Annotated in this window: 27 protein-coding genes; 24 read left to right on the plus strand and 3 right to left on the minus strand. The window is 31.9% G+C overall.

The window, feature by feature from the left end; all coding sequences use genetic code 11:
• The first annotated feature begins 2 nt into the window (after positions 1–2).
• From B5E87_RS04590 to B5E87_RS04630, 10 genes are all read left to right on the plus strand, one after another.
• On the plus strand, positions 3–1,892 hold the full coding sequence (locus B5E87_RS04590; RefSeq protein ID WP_241147127.1) for a TadA family conjugal transfer-associated ATPase: 1,890 nt from the start codon (positions 3–5) through the stop codon (positions 1,890–1,892).
• Positions 1,893–1,895: 3 nt separating this feature from the next.
• Complete coding sequence (locus B5E87_RS04595; protein WP_087243748.1) at positions 1,896–2,864, plus strand: type II secretion system F family protein; 969 nt, start codon at positions 1,896–1,898, stop codon at positions 2,862–2,864.
• On the plus strand, positions 2,864–3,742 hold the full coding sequence (locus tag B5E87_RS04600) for a type II secretion system F family protein (protein WP_241147128.1): 879 nt from the start codon (positions 2,864–2,866) through the stop codon (positions 3,740–3,742). The genes B5E87_RS04595 and B5E87_RS04600 overlap by 1 nt, the downstream gene beginning before the upstream one ends.
• A gap of 79 nt (positions 3,743–3,821) precedes the next feature.
• Positions 3,822–4,025 (plus strand): hypothetical protein, encoded by a 204-nt coding sequence (locus tag B5E87_RS04605; protein ID WP_087243749.1) that lies wholly within the window; start codon positions 3,822–3,824, stop codon positions 4,023–4,025.
• A gap of 11 nt (positions 4,026–4,036) precedes the next feature.
• Positions 4,037–4,204, plus strand: a complete 168-nt coding sequence (locus tag B5E87_RS15185) for a hypothetical protein (protein ID WP_164483554.1) — start codon at positions 4,037–4,039, stop codon at positions 4,202–4,204.
• 3 nt (positions 4,205–4,207) lie between these two features.
• A complete protein-coding gene (locus B5E87_RS04610; RefSeq protein ID WP_087243750.1) occupies positions 4,208–4,738 on the plus strand; it encodes a hypothetical protein in 531 nt (176 codons plus the stop codon).
• A gap of 38 nt (positions 4,739–4,776) precedes the next feature.
• Positions 4,777–5,178, plus strand: coding sequence for a TadE/TadG family type IV pilus assembly protein (locus B5E87_RS04615; RefSeq protein ID WP_087243751.1), 402 nt, complete (start codon positions 4,777–4,779; stop codon positions 5,176–5,178).
• Positions 5,175–5,672, plus strand: a complete 498-nt coding sequence (locus B5E87_RS04620; protein ID WP_087243752.1) for a TadE/TadG family type IV pilus assembly protein — start codon at positions 5,175–5,177, stop codon at positions 5,670–5,672. Before B5E87_RS04615 ends, B5E87_RS04620 begins: the two co-directional genes overlap by 4 nt.
• A 31-nt stretch (positions 5,673–5,703) precedes the next feature.
• Positions 5,704–6,021, plus strand: a complete 318-nt coding sequence (locus B5E87_RS04625; protein WP_087243753.1) for a hypothetical protein — start codon at positions 5,704–5,706, stop codon at positions 6,019–6,021.
• Between the two features lie 10 nt (positions 6,022–6,031).
• Positions 6,032–6,568: a DUF370 domain-containing protein gene (locus tag B5E87_RS04630; RefSeq protein WP_158095548.1), complete on the plus strand. Its 537-nt coding sequence runs from the start codon at positions 6,032–6,034 to the stop codon at positions 6,566–6,568.
• A gap of 6 nt (positions 6,569–6,574) precedes the next feature.
• On the opposite strand, the gene B5E87_RS04635 is transcribed toward B5E87_RS04630, so the two are convergent.
• Positions 6,575–7,237 (minus strand): ImmA/IrrE family metallo-endopeptidase, encoded by a 663-nt coding sequence (locus B5E87_RS04635; protein WP_087243755.1) that lies wholly within the window; start codon positions 7,235–7,237, stop codon positions 6,575–6,577.
• Between the two features lie 284 nt (positions 7,238–7,521).
• Here B5E87_RS04635 and B5E87_RS04640 point away from each other — a divergent pair, with 284 nt between their 5' ends.
• The 4 genes from B5E87_RS04640 to B5E87_RS04655 all read left to right on the plus strand — a co-directional run bounded on the left by B5E87_RS04640 (position 7,522) and on the right by B5E87_RS04655 (position 10,292).
• A complete protein-coding gene (locus B5E87_RS04640) occupies positions 7,522–8,490 on the plus strand; it encodes a C39 family peptidase (protein WP_158095549.1) in 969 nt (322 codons plus the stop codon).
• A gap of 5 nt (positions 8,491–8,495) precedes the next feature.
• Positions 8,496–9,056 carry a hypothetical protein gene (locus tag B5E87_RS04645; protein ID WP_087243757.1) on the plus strand — a complete coding sequence of 187 codons (561 nt, stop codon included), beginning with the start codon at positions 8,496–8,498 and terminating at the stop codon, positions 9,054–9,056.
• Positions 9,057–9,074: 18 nt separating this feature from the next.
• Positions 9,075–9,416, plus strand: coding sequence for a hypothetical protein (locus B5E87_RS04650; RefSeq protein ID WP_087243758.1), 342 nt, complete (start codon positions 9,075–9,077; stop codon positions 9,414–9,416).
• 63 nt (positions 9,417–9,479) lie between these two features.
• On the plus strand, positions 9,480–10,292 hold the full coding sequence (locus tag B5E87_RS04655; protein ID WP_087243759.1) for a hypothetical protein: 813 nt from the start codon (positions 9,480–9,482) through the stop codon (positions 10,290–10,292).
• A gap of 56 nt (positions 10,293–10,348) precedes the next feature.
• Here the strand turns inward: B5E87_RS04655 and B5E87_RS04660 are convergent, their stop codons facing one another.
• Entirely contained in the window at positions 10,349–10,657 is a 309-nt protein-coding gene (locus B5E87_RS04660) for a PTS sugar transporter subunit IIB (RefSeq protein WP_087243760.1), read from the minus strand.
• A 146-nt stretch (positions 10,658–10,803) separates the two neighbouring features.
• Here B5E87_RS04660 and B5E87_RS04665 point away from each other — a divergent pair, with 146 nt between their 5' ends.
• The 10 genes from B5E87_RS04665 (at position 10,804) to B5E87_RS04710 (ending at position 18,089) form a co-directional block, all read left to right on the plus strand.
• Positions 10,804–11,616, plus strand: a complete 813-nt coding sequence (locus B5E87_RS04665) for a CAP domain-containing protein (protein ID WP_087243761.1) — start codon at positions 10,804–10,806, stop codon at positions 11,614–11,616.
• Positions 11,617–11,763: 147 nt separating this feature from the next.
• Positions 11,764–12,048, plus strand: a complete 285-nt coding sequence (locus B5E87_RS04670) for an HU family DNA-binding protein (RefSeq protein ID WP_087243762.1) — start codon at positions 11,764–11,766, stop codon at positions 12,046–12,048.
• A gap of 29 nt (positions 12,049–12,077) precedes the next feature.
• A complete protein-coding gene (locus B5E87_RS04675; protein WP_158095550.1) occupies positions 12,078–12,590 on the plus strand; it encodes a hypothetical protein in 513 nt (170 codons plus the stop codon).
• A gap of 70 nt (positions 12,591–12,660) precedes the next feature.
• Positions 12,661–13,299: a hypothetical protein gene (locus B5E87_RS04680; RefSeq protein WP_087243764.1), complete on the plus strand. Its 639-nt coding sequence runs from the start codon at positions 12,661–12,663 to the stop codon at positions 13,297–13,299.
• 78 nt (positions 13,300–13,377) lie between these two features.
• The gene (locus B5E87_RS04685; RefSeq protein ID WP_241147130.1) at positions 13,378–13,881 is read left to right on the plus strand and encodes a helix-turn-helix domain-containing protein; all 504 of its coding nucleotides are present in this window, start codon (positions 13,378–13,380) and stop codon (positions 13,879–13,881) included.
• 563 nt (positions 13,882–14,444) lie between these two features.
• Positions 14,445–14,930, plus strand: coding sequence for a hypothetical protein (locus tag B5E87_RS04690; RefSeq protein ID WP_087243765.1), 486 nt, complete (start codon positions 14,445–14,447; stop codon positions 14,928–14,930).
• Positions 14,931–14,932: 2 nt separating this feature from the next.
• Positions 14,933–15,193, plus strand: coding sequence for a hypothetical protein (locus tag B5E87_RS04695; RefSeq protein WP_087243766.1), 261 nt, complete (start codon positions 14,933–14,935; stop codon positions 15,191–15,193).
• Between the two features lie 180 nt (positions 15,194–15,373).
• Positions 15,374–16,519 (plus strand): hypothetical protein, encoded by a 1,146-nt coding sequence (locus B5E87_RS04700; protein WP_087243767.1) that lies wholly within the window; start codon positions 15,374–15,376, stop codon positions 16,517–16,519.
• A 9-nt stretch (positions 16,520–16,528) separates the two neighbouring features.
• Positions 16,529–17,281 carry a hypothetical protein gene (locus B5E87_RS04705; protein WP_087243768.1) on the plus strand — a complete coding sequence of 251 codons (753 nt, stop codon included), beginning with the start codon at positions 16,529–16,531 and terminating at the stop codon, positions 17,279–17,281.
• Positions 17,282–17,462: 181 nt separating this feature from the next.
• A complete protein-coding gene (locus B5E87_RS04710) occupies positions 17,463–18,089 on the plus strand; it encodes a hypothetical protein (protein ID WP_087243769.1) in 627 nt (208 codons plus the stop codon).
• A 128-nt stretch (positions 18,090–18,217) separates the two neighbouring features.
• Here B5E87_RS04710 and B5E87_RS04715 read toward each other — a convergent pair whose 3' ends face one another.
• Complete coding sequence (locus B5E87_RS04715) at positions 18,218–18,586, minus strand: hypothetical protein (RefSeq protein WP_087243770.1); 369 nt, start codon at positions 18,584–18,586, stop codon at positions 18,218–18,220.
• Positions 18,587–18,669: the final 83 nt, after the last annotated feature.

The following is an 18,669-nucleotide window of genomic DNA, read 5'->3' on the forward strand; positions in this document are numbered from 1 at the left end:
ATATGATGAAAAGTTTTCCACAGTCAGGAGGTCAAAGTCATAGAGAGAATGAAAGAATCAATACTCCTCAAAATCCTCAAACCTCAAAGACTTTGAATAAGCCTACAAATATAGGGACGCTTAATAATGGGGCTTTTAACAAACCTTCATTAAAGAAACCAACATTAAACAAACCACAGTCTCATCATGAAGGCCAAAATTCTTCAAATAAACCTCAATTAACCACATTAAAACCAAACATTCAACAAGGTGATGCTCAGGAAATAAAAAGAGAGTTAAATACTTTTACTCCTCTTAAGCCTGAGAGAACACAAAAAACTCTTAAAAAACCTGTACCATCATTTTCTTTGAATAGAGAGCCTCGCTTAGATAGACAGGAAGAAATAAAAACTAGTAATAAGGAGATAAAAAGAGAGCATGAGAGTTTACAGGAAAATAAGCCTAAAAACACCAATGTAAATGCTCAAAATAAACAAGATAAGCTATTGTCAGTAACAGATTTCTATTGTACGCATCATGAATTGATTAAGGAAATCATAGATAAGGTGCTGACAATGAAATTCGGCTCTAAAGTTGCCAAAGGAACAGAAGATGCCGATACAAGATATCAGATTGAAAACGAAGCATCAGAAGATGTGAGAAACTATCTAGAATCTAAAAATATATCTGGTTTAGATTATTCGATAATGCCGGAATATGTTCATGTTATTTTCGCAGAAGCAATGGGATATGGAATTCTAGAGTTTTTATTGAATGATAAGGAAGTTGATGAAATCATGGTTCAGACACATGAGCATATCTATGCTGAAAAGCATGGGGTTCCTGTGTTGACGGAATACAGATTCCCTAATTTTGATGTTGCAAAAGGAATAGTCAATCGTATTATTCGACCTTTAAATAAGACTCTAGACGTTTCAAACCCAAACGTGGATGCTCAGTTGCCTGATGGTTCACGTCTATCAGCATCTATTCCACCACTAAGAGCTGAAGGAGAGATTTCCATTGACATACGTAAGTTCTCAGATAAGGTTTATCCATTATCTTATTATTCAGAGAAATACCAGTCATCCACACCGGAAATGGTTCAATTTGTTGAAGCCTGTGTCAAAGCCAAGAAAACAACTATTGTATCTGGAGGAACTGGTTCTGGAAAGACAACAATTCTAAATGCCTTGACATATGCACTGGGACAGAATGAACGTATTCTCGTCATAGAGGATACAAGAGAAATTAGATGTCAGGTTCCTCATGTTGAATATTATTTGAGAGTGCCTGGAAATAAAGAGGGATATGAAGGAATCTCTATATCGGATATTATTCAGATGTCTTTAAGAAAGCGTCCGGATAGAATCTTTGTTGGTGAATGTCGTGGAGGAGAGTTTAATGAATATTTGAATGCGGCCAATACAGGACATGATGGAAGTATGACATCCATCCATGCCAATAGCCCAGCAGAATTGTTTCCACGTATGGAAAATATGTTATACAAGAATGATGAAACTAAGAACATGACACATGAAGCCATCATGCGTGTACTTGCTTCATCGGTAGACATCATCATTCAGACAAAACGTCTTGAGGACGGAAGTCGTCGTATTACAAACATTACAGAAGTTTTAGGATATGGACAGGAAGGGTTTGATAAATTAAAGGCAATGAGACTTGTCACAGATAAAGATAAATTTGACCCTTATAAGATATATATGCGAGATGTGTTTTACTTCAGAGAAATTGATGTGGAAACAACTGAAGAAAATGGGATGAAGAAAAAGCATGTCAAAGGACAGTTTGTCTGTACAGGATATGTTCCATTTTGCAATAAAGCATTAAGAAAGTCTGGAGTAGGATTTGATAAATCATTTTTTGAAAAGAGAATTTTAATGGAGGTGTAGAGGATGACAGCTACTAATTTCTTTGGGACATACGGTGTAAAAGTGCTGTTGTCCCTTATACCTATTGTCATTATTGCCGGTTATTTGATTTTTATCAAGACACGTTCAATACGTGAGGAACAGGAAATCAATAAAAGATTTGCAACAACAAAAGAGACGATTGCCCAAAAGAACTTGTCGCAGTTTATCAAGAAAGATACAACTCAGAAGGGTATTTTTGCTAATCTTAAGGCCAATATGACTGTATTAGGTATTGAGTATAAGTATGAAAATACTTCATTATTTTTGATAGTTTTATTTTTCGGGGCAGCATTATTTTCCAATCTGATGATTGGAGCAGGGCCTTTACTGATGTTATATTTTGGTGGTTTAGCTATCGCAACGATTTATGTGCTTATCATCAATAAGATGGAAAAACGCAAATCGGAATTAAGAGAAGAATTCATGGAGAAACTTAGAGATATTTCTGCTCATATGTCTGTTGGATTGAACTTTCAAACAGCCATTACAGAGTCACTTAGAGCTACTAATACCTCTATCGCCATGGCTAGGGAATTGGAAAAGGTGAGAGATGCTATCTATACAGGAAGTAAATATTCGGATGCTTTCATGAAAATGTATGATAGTTTACATATCAAGGAAATAAAGGAGTTTTCTCAGATTTGCTATGTATATGAACAGACAGGTGGAGAATTTGTCAAGGTTATACATTCCTTCGAAGATTCATTCAAGATGAAAAGAAAAATTATTCAAGAAAATGAAGTGTTTGAAGCATCAATGAAAAGCGACCAGAAAATCGTCGTGGGTATTCCTGTGCTATGTATATTAGGCTTTGCATTTTTAATGCCTGAAGTTATCCGTACATTTTACCAGTCTTTCTTTGGACAGATTTTAGGTATCTTCTTAATATCTATTATTTATGTTGGAAATCTTATGATGACAAGATTTATGCATATGGGAGGTGACGAATAGTGTTTATAGATTCTTATATTCTGATTCAGACCGTCAGTGTAGCATTATTCTTTGGAATCCTAGAACTTGGCTATATCTTCTGTGGAAGGAAGCAAAGAGAAACAGATGCTCTCATTGCAAGTATTCATAAACAGGAGGGTGTCAGAAGTGTCACAAGATTTGAGCTATTCAAAAAAAGAATTCTTGAATCAGGAATGTATCAAAATTATTACAACTGGATTAAGCAACTTTTGGACTTGTGCTGGGATGATAAAGAAACACCCGAAAACATTATTCGTACTCAAGTGATTATAGCTATTACAGGAATTTTATTGACTATCATCACTTTATTGACTTGTCCTATTTATATCCCGTTAATTGTATTGTTGATATTTGTGGTTTGTGCAATTTTCCCAGTCTATAACTACAAAAGCAAAGTCGATAGTAAAAATAAGCGTTTTGATAAGGAATTACCTAACTTTATCAATAAAACAATTATGGTATTAAGAGTAGGGGTATCTGTAGAAAACGCATTTGGATATGGGCTACAGTCAATGGAAGAATCCTTGACACGTAAGGAGTTTGAAAAACTTGTAGCACAGATGCAGGTGCATTCGGATGATATACAAAAAGCCTTTATTAATTTAAATAAAAGAGTGCAGACAGAAGAATGCGAGAGATTCTGTAACATCATTGTTTCCGGTATAAGAAACGGTAACAGAATGTCTGACATTTTAGAAAGCGAGTATGAAAGAATATCAGATAATCAGATTACAAATATGAAAAAGGCTGCTGAAGTGAGAAAGACTCTGGTTACATGTATTAATATACTTCTTATTTTTGTTCCTGCAGTTATGCTATTGATTTTACCTATGATGAGAATTGGTGAACTTGCCTAAATGCAAGGGAAGTAAATAAAAATTCAAATCATAGGAAAAATGATAAAATATTTATGTATGGTATTACGGAGGTGTGTAAATGAATCTAGTACGTAATTATTTGAAAAGTGAAGACGCATTAGAAGTGTCAGCACAAACTATTTTATTCGTAGTTATTGCAGTCGTTGTAGTTGTTATTATTGCGTTTGTTGTCTATAACTTAATAAATTCAGGAAAAAGCCAAACTGAACAAGGAATGGATGATTTCGATAATTTAGTGGGAGATTTCAATGCCTTACATTAAGAGGTGAAAAAATGTTAAAAAAATATCTATTAAGTGAAGATGCCATTAATGCATCAGTAGAGCAGATACTCCTTCTTGTTCTTACTGTGATTGGTGTCGTTATCGTAGGATATATGATATATAATGGCATCAAAAAAGGTCAGTCAACTATGGGGGAAGATTTCATTATGGGAGGATAAACAATGGAATGGATAAGAATTATACTAATGGCTCTTGCTATGGCTATATGTCTGGTAGGGGTTGAACAAGACAGAAACGAAAGAAAATTTTCTAATAAATATATATTATTTCTCATGATAATAGGCATGATTGTTGCAGGAATGGGGAACCGACTTCCTGCTTCATTAATGTCTTTCCTTATTATTAATTTGTTAGGAATCTTTATTTCTGCACTTCATATTTTTGGAGCATCAGACTGGAAGCTGTTTGCTTGTACAACTCTATACATACCAATTTTTACAAAAATTGAGTATGGTGTTGTTTTTGGTATCTGCTTTGTGATTTATGGTATATATCAGAAATTGAGAGTTGTCAATAAAGGACAGTATAAACAGGCTTTTCTAGATGAATGGGAATCTATCAAGTATTTTATTTATTCTCGAAAAAGACTTGTTATTGAAGAAGATAATCGAGGTGTTTATAAGGAAGCAACAATTGCAGCTACAGAAGGTATTGTTTTTGCCTTTTTTGTAACATTGTTAATGCTTGTATAGCATTGAAATAGCTATATGTTTATAGCGGAGGTGGAAGATTGAGAGATTTTTTTAGTGATGAATCTGGAAGCACCAGTGCTGAAGTAGCGTTACTGTTTCCGTTTATACTTGCCATTATCATGTTTGCGTTGTACATCAATATGTTCTATGAAAGTAAGATAGCAACATCAATTGGTGCCAATGAAGCATTAAGATATGCTGTTACACAGACTAACTATGCTGATGCAAAATCTATTGCAAATAGTCGCTTGCAGAATGTATATAGGCAACATAATATTACATATAAGAATATGTCATTGAGTTATGATGATACAAATGGCGATGGGAAATATTCAATAGGGGATATATTGACACTAAAAGTAGAAACAAAGAAAGGTATCTGGTGTAATCATACATATACTTTACAGGCAAGAGTTGAAGATGACCAGGTGATTCGATGAAAGAGTTTATAAATGATAATGAAGGAAATGTAACAGTTGCCTTCTCTCTTATTACTCCACTTCTTCTTTTCTATTTTTTATGGGTAGTGAGTACATGGCAGGCAAGATATGTTCAGATGCAGACAAAAGCAGTGATTGACTTAGCTGTGTTAGGTGGTGCTACAACAGGTGTTGCCATAGAAACAAATGGCAATTATTCAGGAACATACATTCCTATCTATGGGGACGAATATGGGGCCTATAATGAATATGGTAGTGATGTTGCAACTCAGCTTTTGAGTACAAATGCCTACAACACCCTTCCAAAATCCGTTGCAGACCAGATTATGAATCAAGCAAGAGGATATTGGGAAACAGCAGATGAAATCTTTTATCAGCAGGGTGGATATATGCATTTTAAGGTAGAAAATATCAAATATCGTTCATTATTGCCAGTGCTTGTAGATAACTGGAATTTTACTATTGAATCAACAGCTAGATGCCAACCTAAATAGACATCTAGCTTTTATTATAGAGGTGATATTATTGCAGGATAAGGATATATTAAAGAAAGCTCAGGAGCTTCTTGATGAGGACATCTCTCCACAACCTCTTACAAATCCAGACAGACAAGGAAGTTATGAAGAGGAAACTCAATTCTCAGGAGATAAGAGTCTGGAAATGAAAGAGAGTTTAGAGAGGGAAGAATCCAACGGAGAACCTTTCAATATTCCCAAACAGGGATATCAGAGGTTTCCTAGATATAAGAAGCCGGGAGTATTGAAGATTTTGGGTGGAATTGTTGTAATCATAGCATTGATAGTGCTTATTTCGATGCTGATGCCATACATTCCACAGGGATAGAGGTGATATAGTGAAGAAAGATATAGATAAACTCACTAAAAACTTGGAAATTCCTACAATAACAGTGATTGGACAAAACAGCGTTGCCGTCCCTGTTTATCAGATAGAAGCCATAATTGAGTATGGAAGCCAAGCTTCTCGTGAGATTTTTGAAAGGGGATTAGAGGAAGGAAAACTTATCAAAGCGCTACTAGATGAAGATAAGATAAAATCATTAATCTTGCTTGATAATGGTGATATTATTCCTTCAACATTCCATTATATTTCCTTAAGAAACCGTTGTTCAGAATGGCTGACATTTGTGACGACTGTTGGGGGAGATAATGCAGGAATCAATATTGATAAAATCCATTTTCTCATCAATTATAAATACTGTGACCAGGCAGTTGTTGATGAGATATTAGAGAGATATCATGTTGTCATAGGATATGATGATATAGATAAGACAAGAAGCATGATTGTGATGCAATCATGTACTGTTTATCCTTCGACTTTTAATTTTTCTACACTCAGAAGAAGACTTTCATCAAGTAAAGAAGATATATAAAAGAGGCTACTCATTGGAAGTAGCCTCTTCTAAAACCTCTTCAATTTTCTTTTTGTTGACCAAAGAGATATTAAGTTGAATCATTCTGGCACGCACCATATTAGGTGTGACCTGAAAGATTCTTGAAAGTCTATAAATGGTCATTTTCGGGTTTAATTCATTTTCTCTATTTGCCACCCTATATGATGCTTGCAAAAATTCCAGCTGTGCCCTAAAGATATTTTCTGGCATCAGTAGGGTTAATGCAAGTCTTGTATAGGTATTGTTTTTTATGTCTTTCTTTGTAACAGCCAGCTGAAAGAAATCAGTATGTCTTTCATCGATATCTAGTAAATAATGTGCAAGAAGATATGCAACAAAGAATCTTTTATCTTCATTGGACATATTTTTTTCAATTAAGAAGTAATTAGAATTCTCATTCATGCTAAATTCTGCATTGATTCCAAAAAAGGCCTTTACGGGTTGAATGCAGCCTTCCTTTGTGAATGGAAACTGATAAACAGTAAATCCCAGTCTATTTGTTATATCAATGATAGGCATTTTCACTCGGTTTTCTTTCATGCCTTCCAAAAGATGACTTACAATAAGTTCCATCTCAGGTTGGCCAATCCCATCAAAATTATAGCCGAAGCTTTCTTTCATTTCAGTAATACATTTATGTGCTCTCACGTCCTTTCTTCACCTCAAAAAATATTAATTTGTATTTATCATAAATATTATACAAATAAATTTAGGAAAAAGCAATACAATTTTATATATTTTTTATTATATTGCATTTAGCATGTAATACATGATAAAATACAATTAGAAGAACAGTATACCTAAGAAAGGCGGTGTAAAATAAGTATATGGAGGGGTTCTTTACATTGTAGATATTGTTTGTAAATAATTATGAAAGGAGAATATTAATGAAATTAAAAAAGAATATAATTAAGATTTTTATATCAACACTTATGGTATTATTGAGTATTCCTGTAATAAATGTAAGTGCATTAGATTTAAAGGATATTGTTACAATGCAATTAAGTTCGCTTTTAGAAAAAAATGTAGAAATTAGTAGTATTTATCATTTATATGATTTAAATAATGAACAAGTTTATGATTTATACGAATACAATGACGGTTATGCTGTAGCTACTAAAAATGGATTTATATCTGAAGCTATGCCTAATAGTGACAATCCTTACAAGGATGTTTTAAATAAAAAGCTATACTATTTTGGACCATATAATTATTTTTATGATAATAATGGAGTTATGACATCTGTTAGTGGAGAGACTATTCCGACAACACGAAGTACAGAAAACAATTTTTCTGAAGAATTAATAAAAGCAAATAATGAAGTTCTTAACAGTAATCCAATGGTTATGACTAGAGGAGATAATGTTTGGAGAGGAACATCAAGCAGTCGCTTTACAAGATATAAGAATTGGAAAAATACTAATAATACATGTGGTCCTCATGCTGCGGCTGTAATTCTTGCCTATATTGATGATTATATTGATGATAGAATTGTTCCATCAAATATTAGAACAAGAAATAGTACTTCTCCAGGTAAACTCATAACTGAATTGGCAGCTCATACTACAAATCCAACAGCAACTCGACCTGTCAATGTATCAAATGGAATGTGGTATATTATTTCTAAACAAGCTGGTTTATACTTTGCTCCTGGATATCAGTCTGTAGGTACTACATGGGGAAAAGCTGTAGAAAAAATAAAAGGTTTTCCAAACTGTGTAGGAATTGGACTTGTAAAAGCATTTGGTTCTACATATGGGGACCATTGGGTAGTAGGATATCAGTACAAAGAGGATGCAAACAATAAGGGATATTTTAAATGTTATGATAGTTGGGGTAAATCAGATGCAACTATTCATGCAAGTTGGACATTAGGGCTTGTTTGGGTAAATAAAAAGTAAATGTTATGATAAAGAAATTGTTTATAGGTTTCATTTTTCTATTTGTTCTGATATTAATCCTATTTTATTCACAAATCTGGAAGGAAGATGACTATAATCCTTATTTTGTAGAGGATTATGGAGGTATTGGGTTTATTTACAATTATAAGGAAAGTCAACCTATAGGTGTTGAGTATCCTGATGATATTAAGAGTATCTATTTCCTAAAAGAGAGAAATTCAAGGGTATTTATAAATGATTATGATAAAAAATATATGGAATATGATTGGAAATACAATGATTATGAATGTGAAGTTGAGATTTGGGAAAACACATCCATATTTAGATATAATGAAAAATGTATATATATTTTTATTAAGGTTAAAGACTTTTGGATTCGAAAGGAAATTGACTGCTCAAGTATAAAAAACAGTTCTGACTTTGAAGATAAAGTGAAAATACAAGAATTAACAAATCCTCATATCAAAAAAATAGTAAACATATATGTAAAGAATCATCAAAAAATAGAAGAAGTTTATGAAAAAGGTTGTAAGGAGCTATGGAATAGTGAAGATGGATTAATTTGAGAAATGGAGGGTGGTTGTATGTTTAAATTTATGAGCCCTAAGATGAATAACTTATTAATTTGTGTTTTGGGTGTTTTAGCACTATTTTGGGAAATTGGCGAGTATCACTTTTCTTTCATGAGTAATACAGTTATGTTACTTATAATTATATTGTTCATTGGTTTCATATTCTTCCCAAAATCATGGTTCCATTGCATTTGGGGATTTGTAGTAGGATTTGCAGTCGGTATACCTTTATTATTAGAGGTATTTAACAGAACTGATAATACGGTTGCTATTGTATTTGACTCTATTCTGTCATTGATTATATTTGGCTATTTTGGTTTTATAACTTATAGAAAGTTTAGTCAAAAAACATAATATTAATTTCATTTAAAAATTGATTATGCAGGTTGAAATAAATATGAAGAAAGGAGATAAAATATGTTTAAGAAAATATTAAAAGCAATCCTCTCGTTATCAATTTTTATAATGGCAGTACCAATTGTCAATACAAGTGCTACTTCTGAAATGAGCGAAACAGATATTATAGACGCAGAATTAGAAAAAGCAATTATAAGTGGCGATGGAACTGGAGATAATCCATATGTTGTAGATTATGATAAAGCTCCACATTTTAAAGCTTATATGGATACTATCAATGATAAAGTTATGTATGCTTTACAGGGTGGTAATCAAGATGGCATTCAACCATTTGGAATATACGATGGTATTTTGATAGGAACAAAACACACTGGACAAACAAGAGGTGGATATTGGAAATATGGTAGTGGAGCCCCTACTTCAGCTGTTAATGGAAATATTTGGATGAAATCTGTAACTTATACTTCAATTTCAGATACAAAACTTGTCTATAATTTATTGAAAGAAGACTATAAATGGTCTAGAATCGAAGAAATTGCCAGTTCTATTGCAAGTAAACCATATGATGAAGTTTACAGCTTAATTGTAAGCAGTGGAATAGCAGGCTCAACAGCCACAGCATTATTACGTGGTCTTGGTAAAATCAGTTCAGTATTTACAGCTGTTACAATTTTACAATTTATCAATAAATATTTTGTGTTAAGTAGATATAGTAGTGCTGTTAATAATGGTGATGGAATGATTCATGCAGTTTATAATACGTCTTATCAGGGACAATGGTACAGCCATGAAGGAGAGGATACATGGACAACTGCCAATACTGCATATGAACCTGCAACAGTTTATGGAAAAGGAACTTACAAATCTTATTAACGTTACTAAAGAGTTAAAAATTTTCAACGCATAGTCAATTAAAAAGAGAGTTGTCTCTATTTCTGAGACAACTCTTTCCATATTCTATCCAATATCTCTTCAACATCCATAGTTCCATATTCTTCCATGCTAATGTCGAGGATAGGGATATCCTTATATAATCTTTCAATCTTCCTTCTTGCATATTTGACATAGGGAGTTAGAAGGATGATATCGGGTTTTACTTTTAAACCGGTCTCTAACATATAAAGCCCACAAACGTGAAGAGATATATGATAGTTTTTTGAAAGGATTAATTTATTCATTTTAGATGCAAGCAGATTAGAAGACATTCCACTTGTACAACAGACGATTACATTGAACATCAAATCACCTCATCTCTATTTTACAATAGATTTGTACTCTTGAATATATTATAAAATAATAAGCAAAATATTTAGGAAAATCATAAATATTATGTTGCAAATAGCAAAAGAATTTGGTAAAATGAAAAAAGAATGAGGTGAAAGAAATGAGGAAGGTTTTGCAGGCTGTTCTTGTGATGGTATTGATTGGAGGAGTGACATTAACGAATAATCCTTTTGTGATAGAGAAAAGAGGAGAGCAATATTATATTGATTGGATTGGGTTTGAAGAGAATGAAAATGATAATCAGATAGTATATCATCAAAGTGAAGATAATGAAAAAAAGAGTACAGATAATTATTCTAAGAAAGAATCTGATAAAAATAAAAAATCTAGTTCTTCTCATAAAAAGAAAGCAACAAGTAGTTCTATGCCTTCAAGCAATAATCAAAAGAATACAACTTCTCATAATGCTTCGAATGAATCATCAAATTCATCTCAAAATATAGAAAAAAATAACAAACCAACTCAATCACAACTTGATAGTTATGGCGAAAGTATAACATCATATCTTTTCGACAAAGTGAATTTTGTTAGAACAAACGCAGGATTGCCAGAGTTTTTGGCTAATTCTGATTTGACTCGAATTGCTAATATTAGAGGAAATGAGCTTGTTCAAAAATATTCTCATGATAGACCAAACGGAGAGTCTGTTTTATCAATGTTAGAGTCGTATAATACCAGTGGGGAGAATATAGCTTATATAAGTAGAAGTGATTTTTCACCAACAGATGAAAATATTGAGAGTATAGCGAATCAATTTGCATCAAATTGGACTACAAGCAGTGGACATTATGCGAACATTACTCATTCAAGTTTTTCAATGCAAGGAATAAAAGTAGTTGTCACATATGAATATAACGATGACTTTCAAGATTTTAGTTGGTGCTTTTACGCAGCTAATGTTTTTGCAGGATAAAAAAAATCAGTTGAATTTGCTCTATAAATTCGGATATAATATTGTATACATTAGACTAACTCGCTATAATACTTTAAGTATAGAGCATCGTGTGAGACAGTCATATCTCGTCTAGTGATGAGAATTCGATTAAAGGAGGAATATAAAATGTCATATACATTAAACAAAAAATCTATTGCAAGTGAAATTGCTAAAAATTATGAATTATCTCAGAAAGTTTCTCAAGAAATTGTGGATTCTATCTTTGAAGAAATGAAAGAATGTCTAGTTAGTGGTGGTACTGTAGACATTGCTAAGTTTGGGAAATATGAAGTCACTGAAAGAAAAGCAAGAACAGGAGTGAATCCTTCAACAGGAGAAAAGATTGAAATTCCAGCTTCTAAAGCTGTCAAATTCAAACCATCTAAAACATTGAAAGATAGTTTAAAATAGGTCGAAAGACCTTTTTTTATTGTACAGATATGAGAGAAATGATAGAATTATCTAAGAAAAAGAAAGGTTGTGTAAACATGGGTGTAGTATTTATAGCGAGTCTATTTGAAATGATGGACTTGCAATGCAAAGTTTATTTTAATAGAGACAATATGCCTTCAGATAAGTTGGTTATGAATCATTCAGATGTAGGTATCTTTCCAGAAGACAACATTATATTCATTAATATTGAAAATATTGACGACTCAACTCAGTTCTATTTTTTACTAAGTAAATGTGCATACGAATTAAAACATAATAAGAATGTACCACTTGTTGAGATGAATAAGAGAAGTGATATTTTTGCTAACTATATTATCGGTCTCGTCTTTGGTGCACAAATTGCATTAGATAAAGATGAAGAAACAGAAAGAATTTTAGTAGAAATTGAAGACGAGTATCCTTTCCAAAAAGTTCAGCCCATCATTGAACAAGTTGAATATGAGATGGAAATATTGTCTGAATATGATGAAGATGACAATAATACAACATTAGTATCATAATAAAAACAAATCCCTTGAAAACTCATAACATCTCCCATTCATGCTATCATAGATAGTAGGGGATGATATTATGTTTATTCAAGGTTTTTCTTTTCTTTATAAAGGCAGAAAATGTCCATTTTGTATATTGACTGATATTTTTACCGGAAATGGACAATACCATGTATATTCCATCAACTCCACTATCATGTTTTCTTATATAGGAGATAATTCGGCTTTTGGTGGGCCTCTCAAAACTCTTCTTCCACCTTCACAATCTCTTGCTATGGATTTCATGGAGGAATCCCTTCAACATTCCAACATGCTTCCAATCACTCTTGAGTATACAAAAGAGATAAAGAGTGATTATGAAAAGAATTTGATGATGAATCTGTCTAAAATAGAGGCGTGTGGATTATTGGAAGATGGTTGGTATTTGGAAGGAAGTCAGAGAATAGACAAAAATGTCATAAACTTTGCCAAAAACATCATTTCCTCTTTTCGAATTCAGCCAGAAGTCTTTCCAAATCCTAACGGAACGATTCAACTGGAATGGGAAAAGTATTATGATAGAGGCAAGGAGGATAGCTTTTATCTGGAAATAGAAATTACTCCCAATAATCTTCTTCACATCTATCAAATCATTCATGATGAAGAAAAGGAATGGGATGAAGAGTGGGGAGAGGATAGGATAAGAGAAGTGTATGGGGAGGTTGAAAAGTATTGGTAAACGTGAATAGATAGGCTTTTCTTTGCATATAGCAACATAATATGATATGCTATATATGAATGAAAGAAGGTGCTGGCTATGAAAAATGAACTTGCAATGATTGCAGAACGATTAAAGAATATCAGAATAGAAAAGGGGTTATCACAGAGAATGGTTGCAGAGCAATTGGGAATATCTAAACCTATTATCTCGCAATACGAATCTGGACAACGTCTTCCATCTGTTCCAAAGCTTATTCAATTATCAAAATATTATAAAGTGTCATTAGATTATCTTTGTGGACGAACAGAAACAAAGCAAATCAATGATATGAAAACAACATTCGTTTTATGCAAAGGAACAAACTTATCACTTATGACTCTTGATGATGCTAAGCAGGAAATCTATAATACCATTCTTGCTCATAGAAAGGATATTGAAGGATTTGATGAGTATTTGGAAGATAATCCTCATGCAACTTTTAAGGATTTTGCAAAGTATAGAACAGATTGCTATGCAGAAGAGATGTTGAATGGATATGCTATTGAGCTATATGGAATTGTGTATCAGACTATAGAGTTTAAAGAAAAAGAGCCTGCATAGGGCTCTTTTATGTACTTTATTGAAAAACAACATAAATAGTTTGTGTTTTATATTTTAGAAAACCATTTTGTATGTAACTATGACCATAACAATGAAGAGCGTATTTATCATTTTCTTCAAAAAGGTCTACTCCGTTTGTAAAGTCAACATATTCGCATGATGAGAGGAATTCATCAAAGTATTCTTTAGTTGTTCCATCAGGGAATAAAACCCCACATCGTTTTCCTTTGTGCTGAGATAGAATTATATTTTGTAAATTCAGTAATTCTTCATTATGTTGGTCTATTTCTGTTTCGTTGCAGAAGACAGCTGATTTTTATGACTTACTGTTCTTCTGAGCAAAAAGCTCAGTCATAGCTGAAAAGGATAGTAATATTATTTTATATTCATCTTTTTGATTAGTTGGACGTCTTTCCCACATGAGAACACCCTCTTTTTATTGTATAGTATCAGATATCGTGGTTTTATAAAAGAAAAAACATAAATCGGTTAATTTTAGTACCTATATAGGTGCTATTATGATATAATCTTATTAAGATAATAAATATAGAAGGAGATATTATATGAACAAGAAAGAAAGACAAGAAGAATTAGAAGATATTCTCAAAATGCAAAACAGACAATTGCAATATAATGCTTTAGATTTAAAGAAGTGTCAGGTAGAGAAGTTATCATTAGAAGTTTTAAAAAGAAATTTTGATGATTTTTCAAAATGTGAGGATAAATGGGTTTTAATGGATGATAATTCTATAGAAACTCTTAAAACAATCTTTAAATCATTGCGTACCGTTGTAGAGGAATTACATCCTGAAGAATATTATCCTGCTTATGAAGAAGAAGTTTTCCTCAATAAATTAAGATTAGGGCAGACAGTAGAGGATATGTATAATGTCTATAGAGTCAGAACGAGTCTTGAAAAATGCCCTTATTGTGGTTCTTCTATATTTGAAGGTACATTTTCTATATCAAGACGTGACAATAAGACTCAAATCTGTTCAAACTGTGGAACTAGAGAAGCTATTGAGGATATATCAAATACGAGATTTTAGATATGGCAACAAAAAAGATAAAGCTATTTCAGAGACATTTTGCAAATATTGAAGAATGTATGCTTCAGGAGTTCCATATCAGGACAGGTATAATCAATATTATTTCTTTTATAAAACAATCAGCATACAACGATTTTGAAATTTATCTAAGTCATGAATCTGATATGATAGATTTTGAGAAGGCATTGAAAGAGAATTTTTATAAGGATAAGTCTGAATGGTTGAGAGAAAAGATAAGAGATGAGATAAAAAATTGCAAATAATTTTTGGTGGGCTAGTATTTAAACATACTAGCTTTTTTGCATGGAAAAATGTGAAAAATAACGTAGGAATGTATTGGAAAAATGTGAATGGGTAGACGATTTCTCTATATTCACGTGTTCCATGATAAAATATATGTATATATGTCATGATATTACGTGCATGACAGGAGGTATATGTCTATGAAGCAAAAACTATTGCTTTTTTTATGTCTGGGAATGCTTGTAGGATGTTCTGGATTAAAGAAAGATGAAAATGGGCTAGTTATCTTCGATAATCCACAGGATATTTCCCAAGTGTTTATGGAGGATGTGTTGAATGAAGATTACGAAAATATGTTAACTTATGTAGATTCATCACAGTCATTATTAGATATGAGTGAAACACAACTTAAGCAATACTTGCATGAAGATGAAACAGTCGATATGGAAGATTTTTTTGGAAATGATATCAATGCAAAGGATGTAGAAATCAATATTGAAGAAGTTGATGATAATGTTATTGCCCAATACAGGTATAACGATAAAACAAATAATGAACAAATGATAGGTGAAGCCTCTTTTATAAAAGAGAATGATAGATATTTCTTGGATGTGAAGGATATTTATAGAAAGGACTCTTATCTATCTATTCCTAAAGGTGCAAAGTTATATATCAATAATAATGAGATAAAAGCATCTTCTCTTGAAAATGGATATTATGAAAAGTATAAATTAACTGGCTTAACAAAATATGACTATGATATTAAGGTTTTAATGAGTGTTGATGGAAATGAATACAAAAAAGAATTCTCTATTTCTGATGTAGCAGGATTAGATGAAAATGGATTTGATGTGACAGTTAAGATAGGGTTAAATCAAAATGAAACAAGTAATGTTCTAAGTGATTATAAGAATATGCTACAAAATATCTATACGGATATATTAGCTGGAAAATCTTACAAGGATATTTCAACAGAATACTTTGATGAAAACATGTCTGACACAGAAAAAGAAAATATATACAATGGTTTTAAAAGTTCGTGTGAAGGACATACTGTGCAGACACATATCTCTAATATATCTATCAATGAGACATTACCATGGATAGAAGCAGATGAAATGAATCCAACAGCCAGCTATGTCAATTCCGATGGAATGATGACATTGAATGTAGGTCTTGGCATGTCATGGAAAATAGATATCGCAGGATATAAGACAACAAAAACTATGACAAAAAATCAGTTAGGTGTTGTCGTCAAATATGATAAATCAAAATTGAAAATTGCATCAGGATGCTCTGATGATATATATTGGCTGAACAATTTCAGTCATGAAAAGATTAAATAGGAGGTGTATATGATAGTGAAAAGGTTAGTTTTAAGTTTATTATGTATGGGATTTTTATGTGGATGCAGCACAGGAGGAAGTAGTAGTGAGAATATCAATCCATTGCCATCAGGAAATGAAAGTGCATTGACAGACACATCAGGTGATTCTACACTTTATAATGAAAAAGAGGCCGTCAAGTCTGCTGAGAAATTGATGAAGATGTTGCAGGAATGCAAGTTTAATGAAGCCTATGAATACTCTTATGGAACCCCATTATCAGAAGATGATATGCCAACAGCTTTTGAAAATATATATCAACTCAACATGTCATTAAAAGAAAAGAAGAAATTATTTGATTATAGGATGAATTATTATAATGATGATGAAGCTTTTGAAAATCAATTAATGAGCAAAATACAAAAGGTGACATCAAAATACGCTGATAAGATTATCAAAGATTATAAAGTAGGAGTTGAAGACGGAGAAGTTGTAGCTGAAGTTAGCATGATGTCTGATGATATTGTAGCGAAATGGTTTGAAGATATAGAAGAAGATATTGTAAAATACGGGGAATCTCAAGGAGTAGAAGATAAATATTTCGGTGAATGGAGAGATAACATCCTTTCAACAGTATGGAAAGACAGCTATTTGAATGATTTAGAAAAGAGATTGAAAGATTCTTATAAGACTTATCATATAGAGTTTGAACAGGATTGGAATGATGCGGGAACAGAAGCGACAAGCAAAATTTATTCATTAATAGAAGAATTTGATTACTAAATAATGGAATCATTTCATTTGATTCCTTTTTTTTGTTATCAAAAATAAAACTAGAAGTGATTGTGAAGACTGATAAATGTATAGCTTATGATAATGATGTCAAAAATGTGGAGATATTGCAACAATTAATGCTCTATGATATGCTATATAGCAGAAATAAAGAATAGAAAGGACTATAAATATGATACGTATAACTGACATTGATTATGAAAAAGAAGAACTTTGTTTCGATTATAAAGATAAATCATTTCAGGTTCCTTCAGATTATTTTCCTATAGAGGGCAAGAAAATACTTCTATATAATGAGGTCACATCAACTTTAAAAAATAGAAAAATTCAAGATATTTTTGATAGACAAAATCCAGTATTAGGTCAATGCTATCAAAATACTCAAAACCTCTATAATGACTTGATATCAAACGGTATATCAAGACATCATCTTAAAATTGTGTCAGGTTGGTTGACAACACATCTTGAGCTATTTGTTCATCATTGTTGTTTAATTTATAAAGATAAGTATATTCTAGATTTAACGGCTCGTCTTGACTTGGATGAAAAAAGACTAATTGGTAAAAAACCAGAAGAGATGGAAACTATAATCAAAGACACTTTAAAAAAAATGGAACATATGTCAAATTCAAAAAAAGCTGTTTTTGGGAAAATGAAAAACTATGATTTCTTTATTGGCGGAGTTGTCAATAGTTGTGATGAGGCACAGCGAATATATAAGGATTTATTGAAAAAGTATCCAGACCATATAACATATGCAAACGTAAAAGAAAAAGGTAATCCATTTTGGAAAAAGTAATATATGAACATAATATATCAACAGAATATTCTTTTAAAAGTTTATGTAAAAATTTAAGATTAAAAAAAGGAATCAAATGAAATGATTCCTTTTTTAGATATGAAAAGTATTATTATCTATATCAATAATTACCATTTTTTATGAACAAAAGGATTATTACCTATTGGGACGATAATATCTACTGGAAATTCTCCGCCACCACCACATTTTGTATATGTAGTACATTCATATAATTCACTATGATTCATATGTTCGTGAATCCAATGTGCAAAGGTTGTTGCCTGTTCGAACGTCATATAATCATACCCATAGTTACTGTACCAATATTTTTCTATTTCTGTATTTTTAGATTTGATGATAATCTTTCCAGTTCCTATTTCTATAGAAATAATTTCAGGATAACTATTTATTTTTTGGAGCACTATATTTGCAAAATCATTGTTATCAAACATTGATGTATTATAATAAATTGTTTTTGCTTTTCGTCTAAAAAACATATTAATTCCTTCTTTCTTTGACCTATATAAGTAATTATATCATATGGTGTTTTTCTATACAAAGGAATCAATTTATTTGATTC

The sequence above is a fragment of the Massilimicrobiota sp. An142 genome, from assembly GCF_002160725.1.
Lineage (GTDB): Bacteria > Bacillota_I > Bacilli_A > Erysipelotrichales > Coprobacillaceae > Allocoprobacillus > Allocoprobacillus merdigallinarum.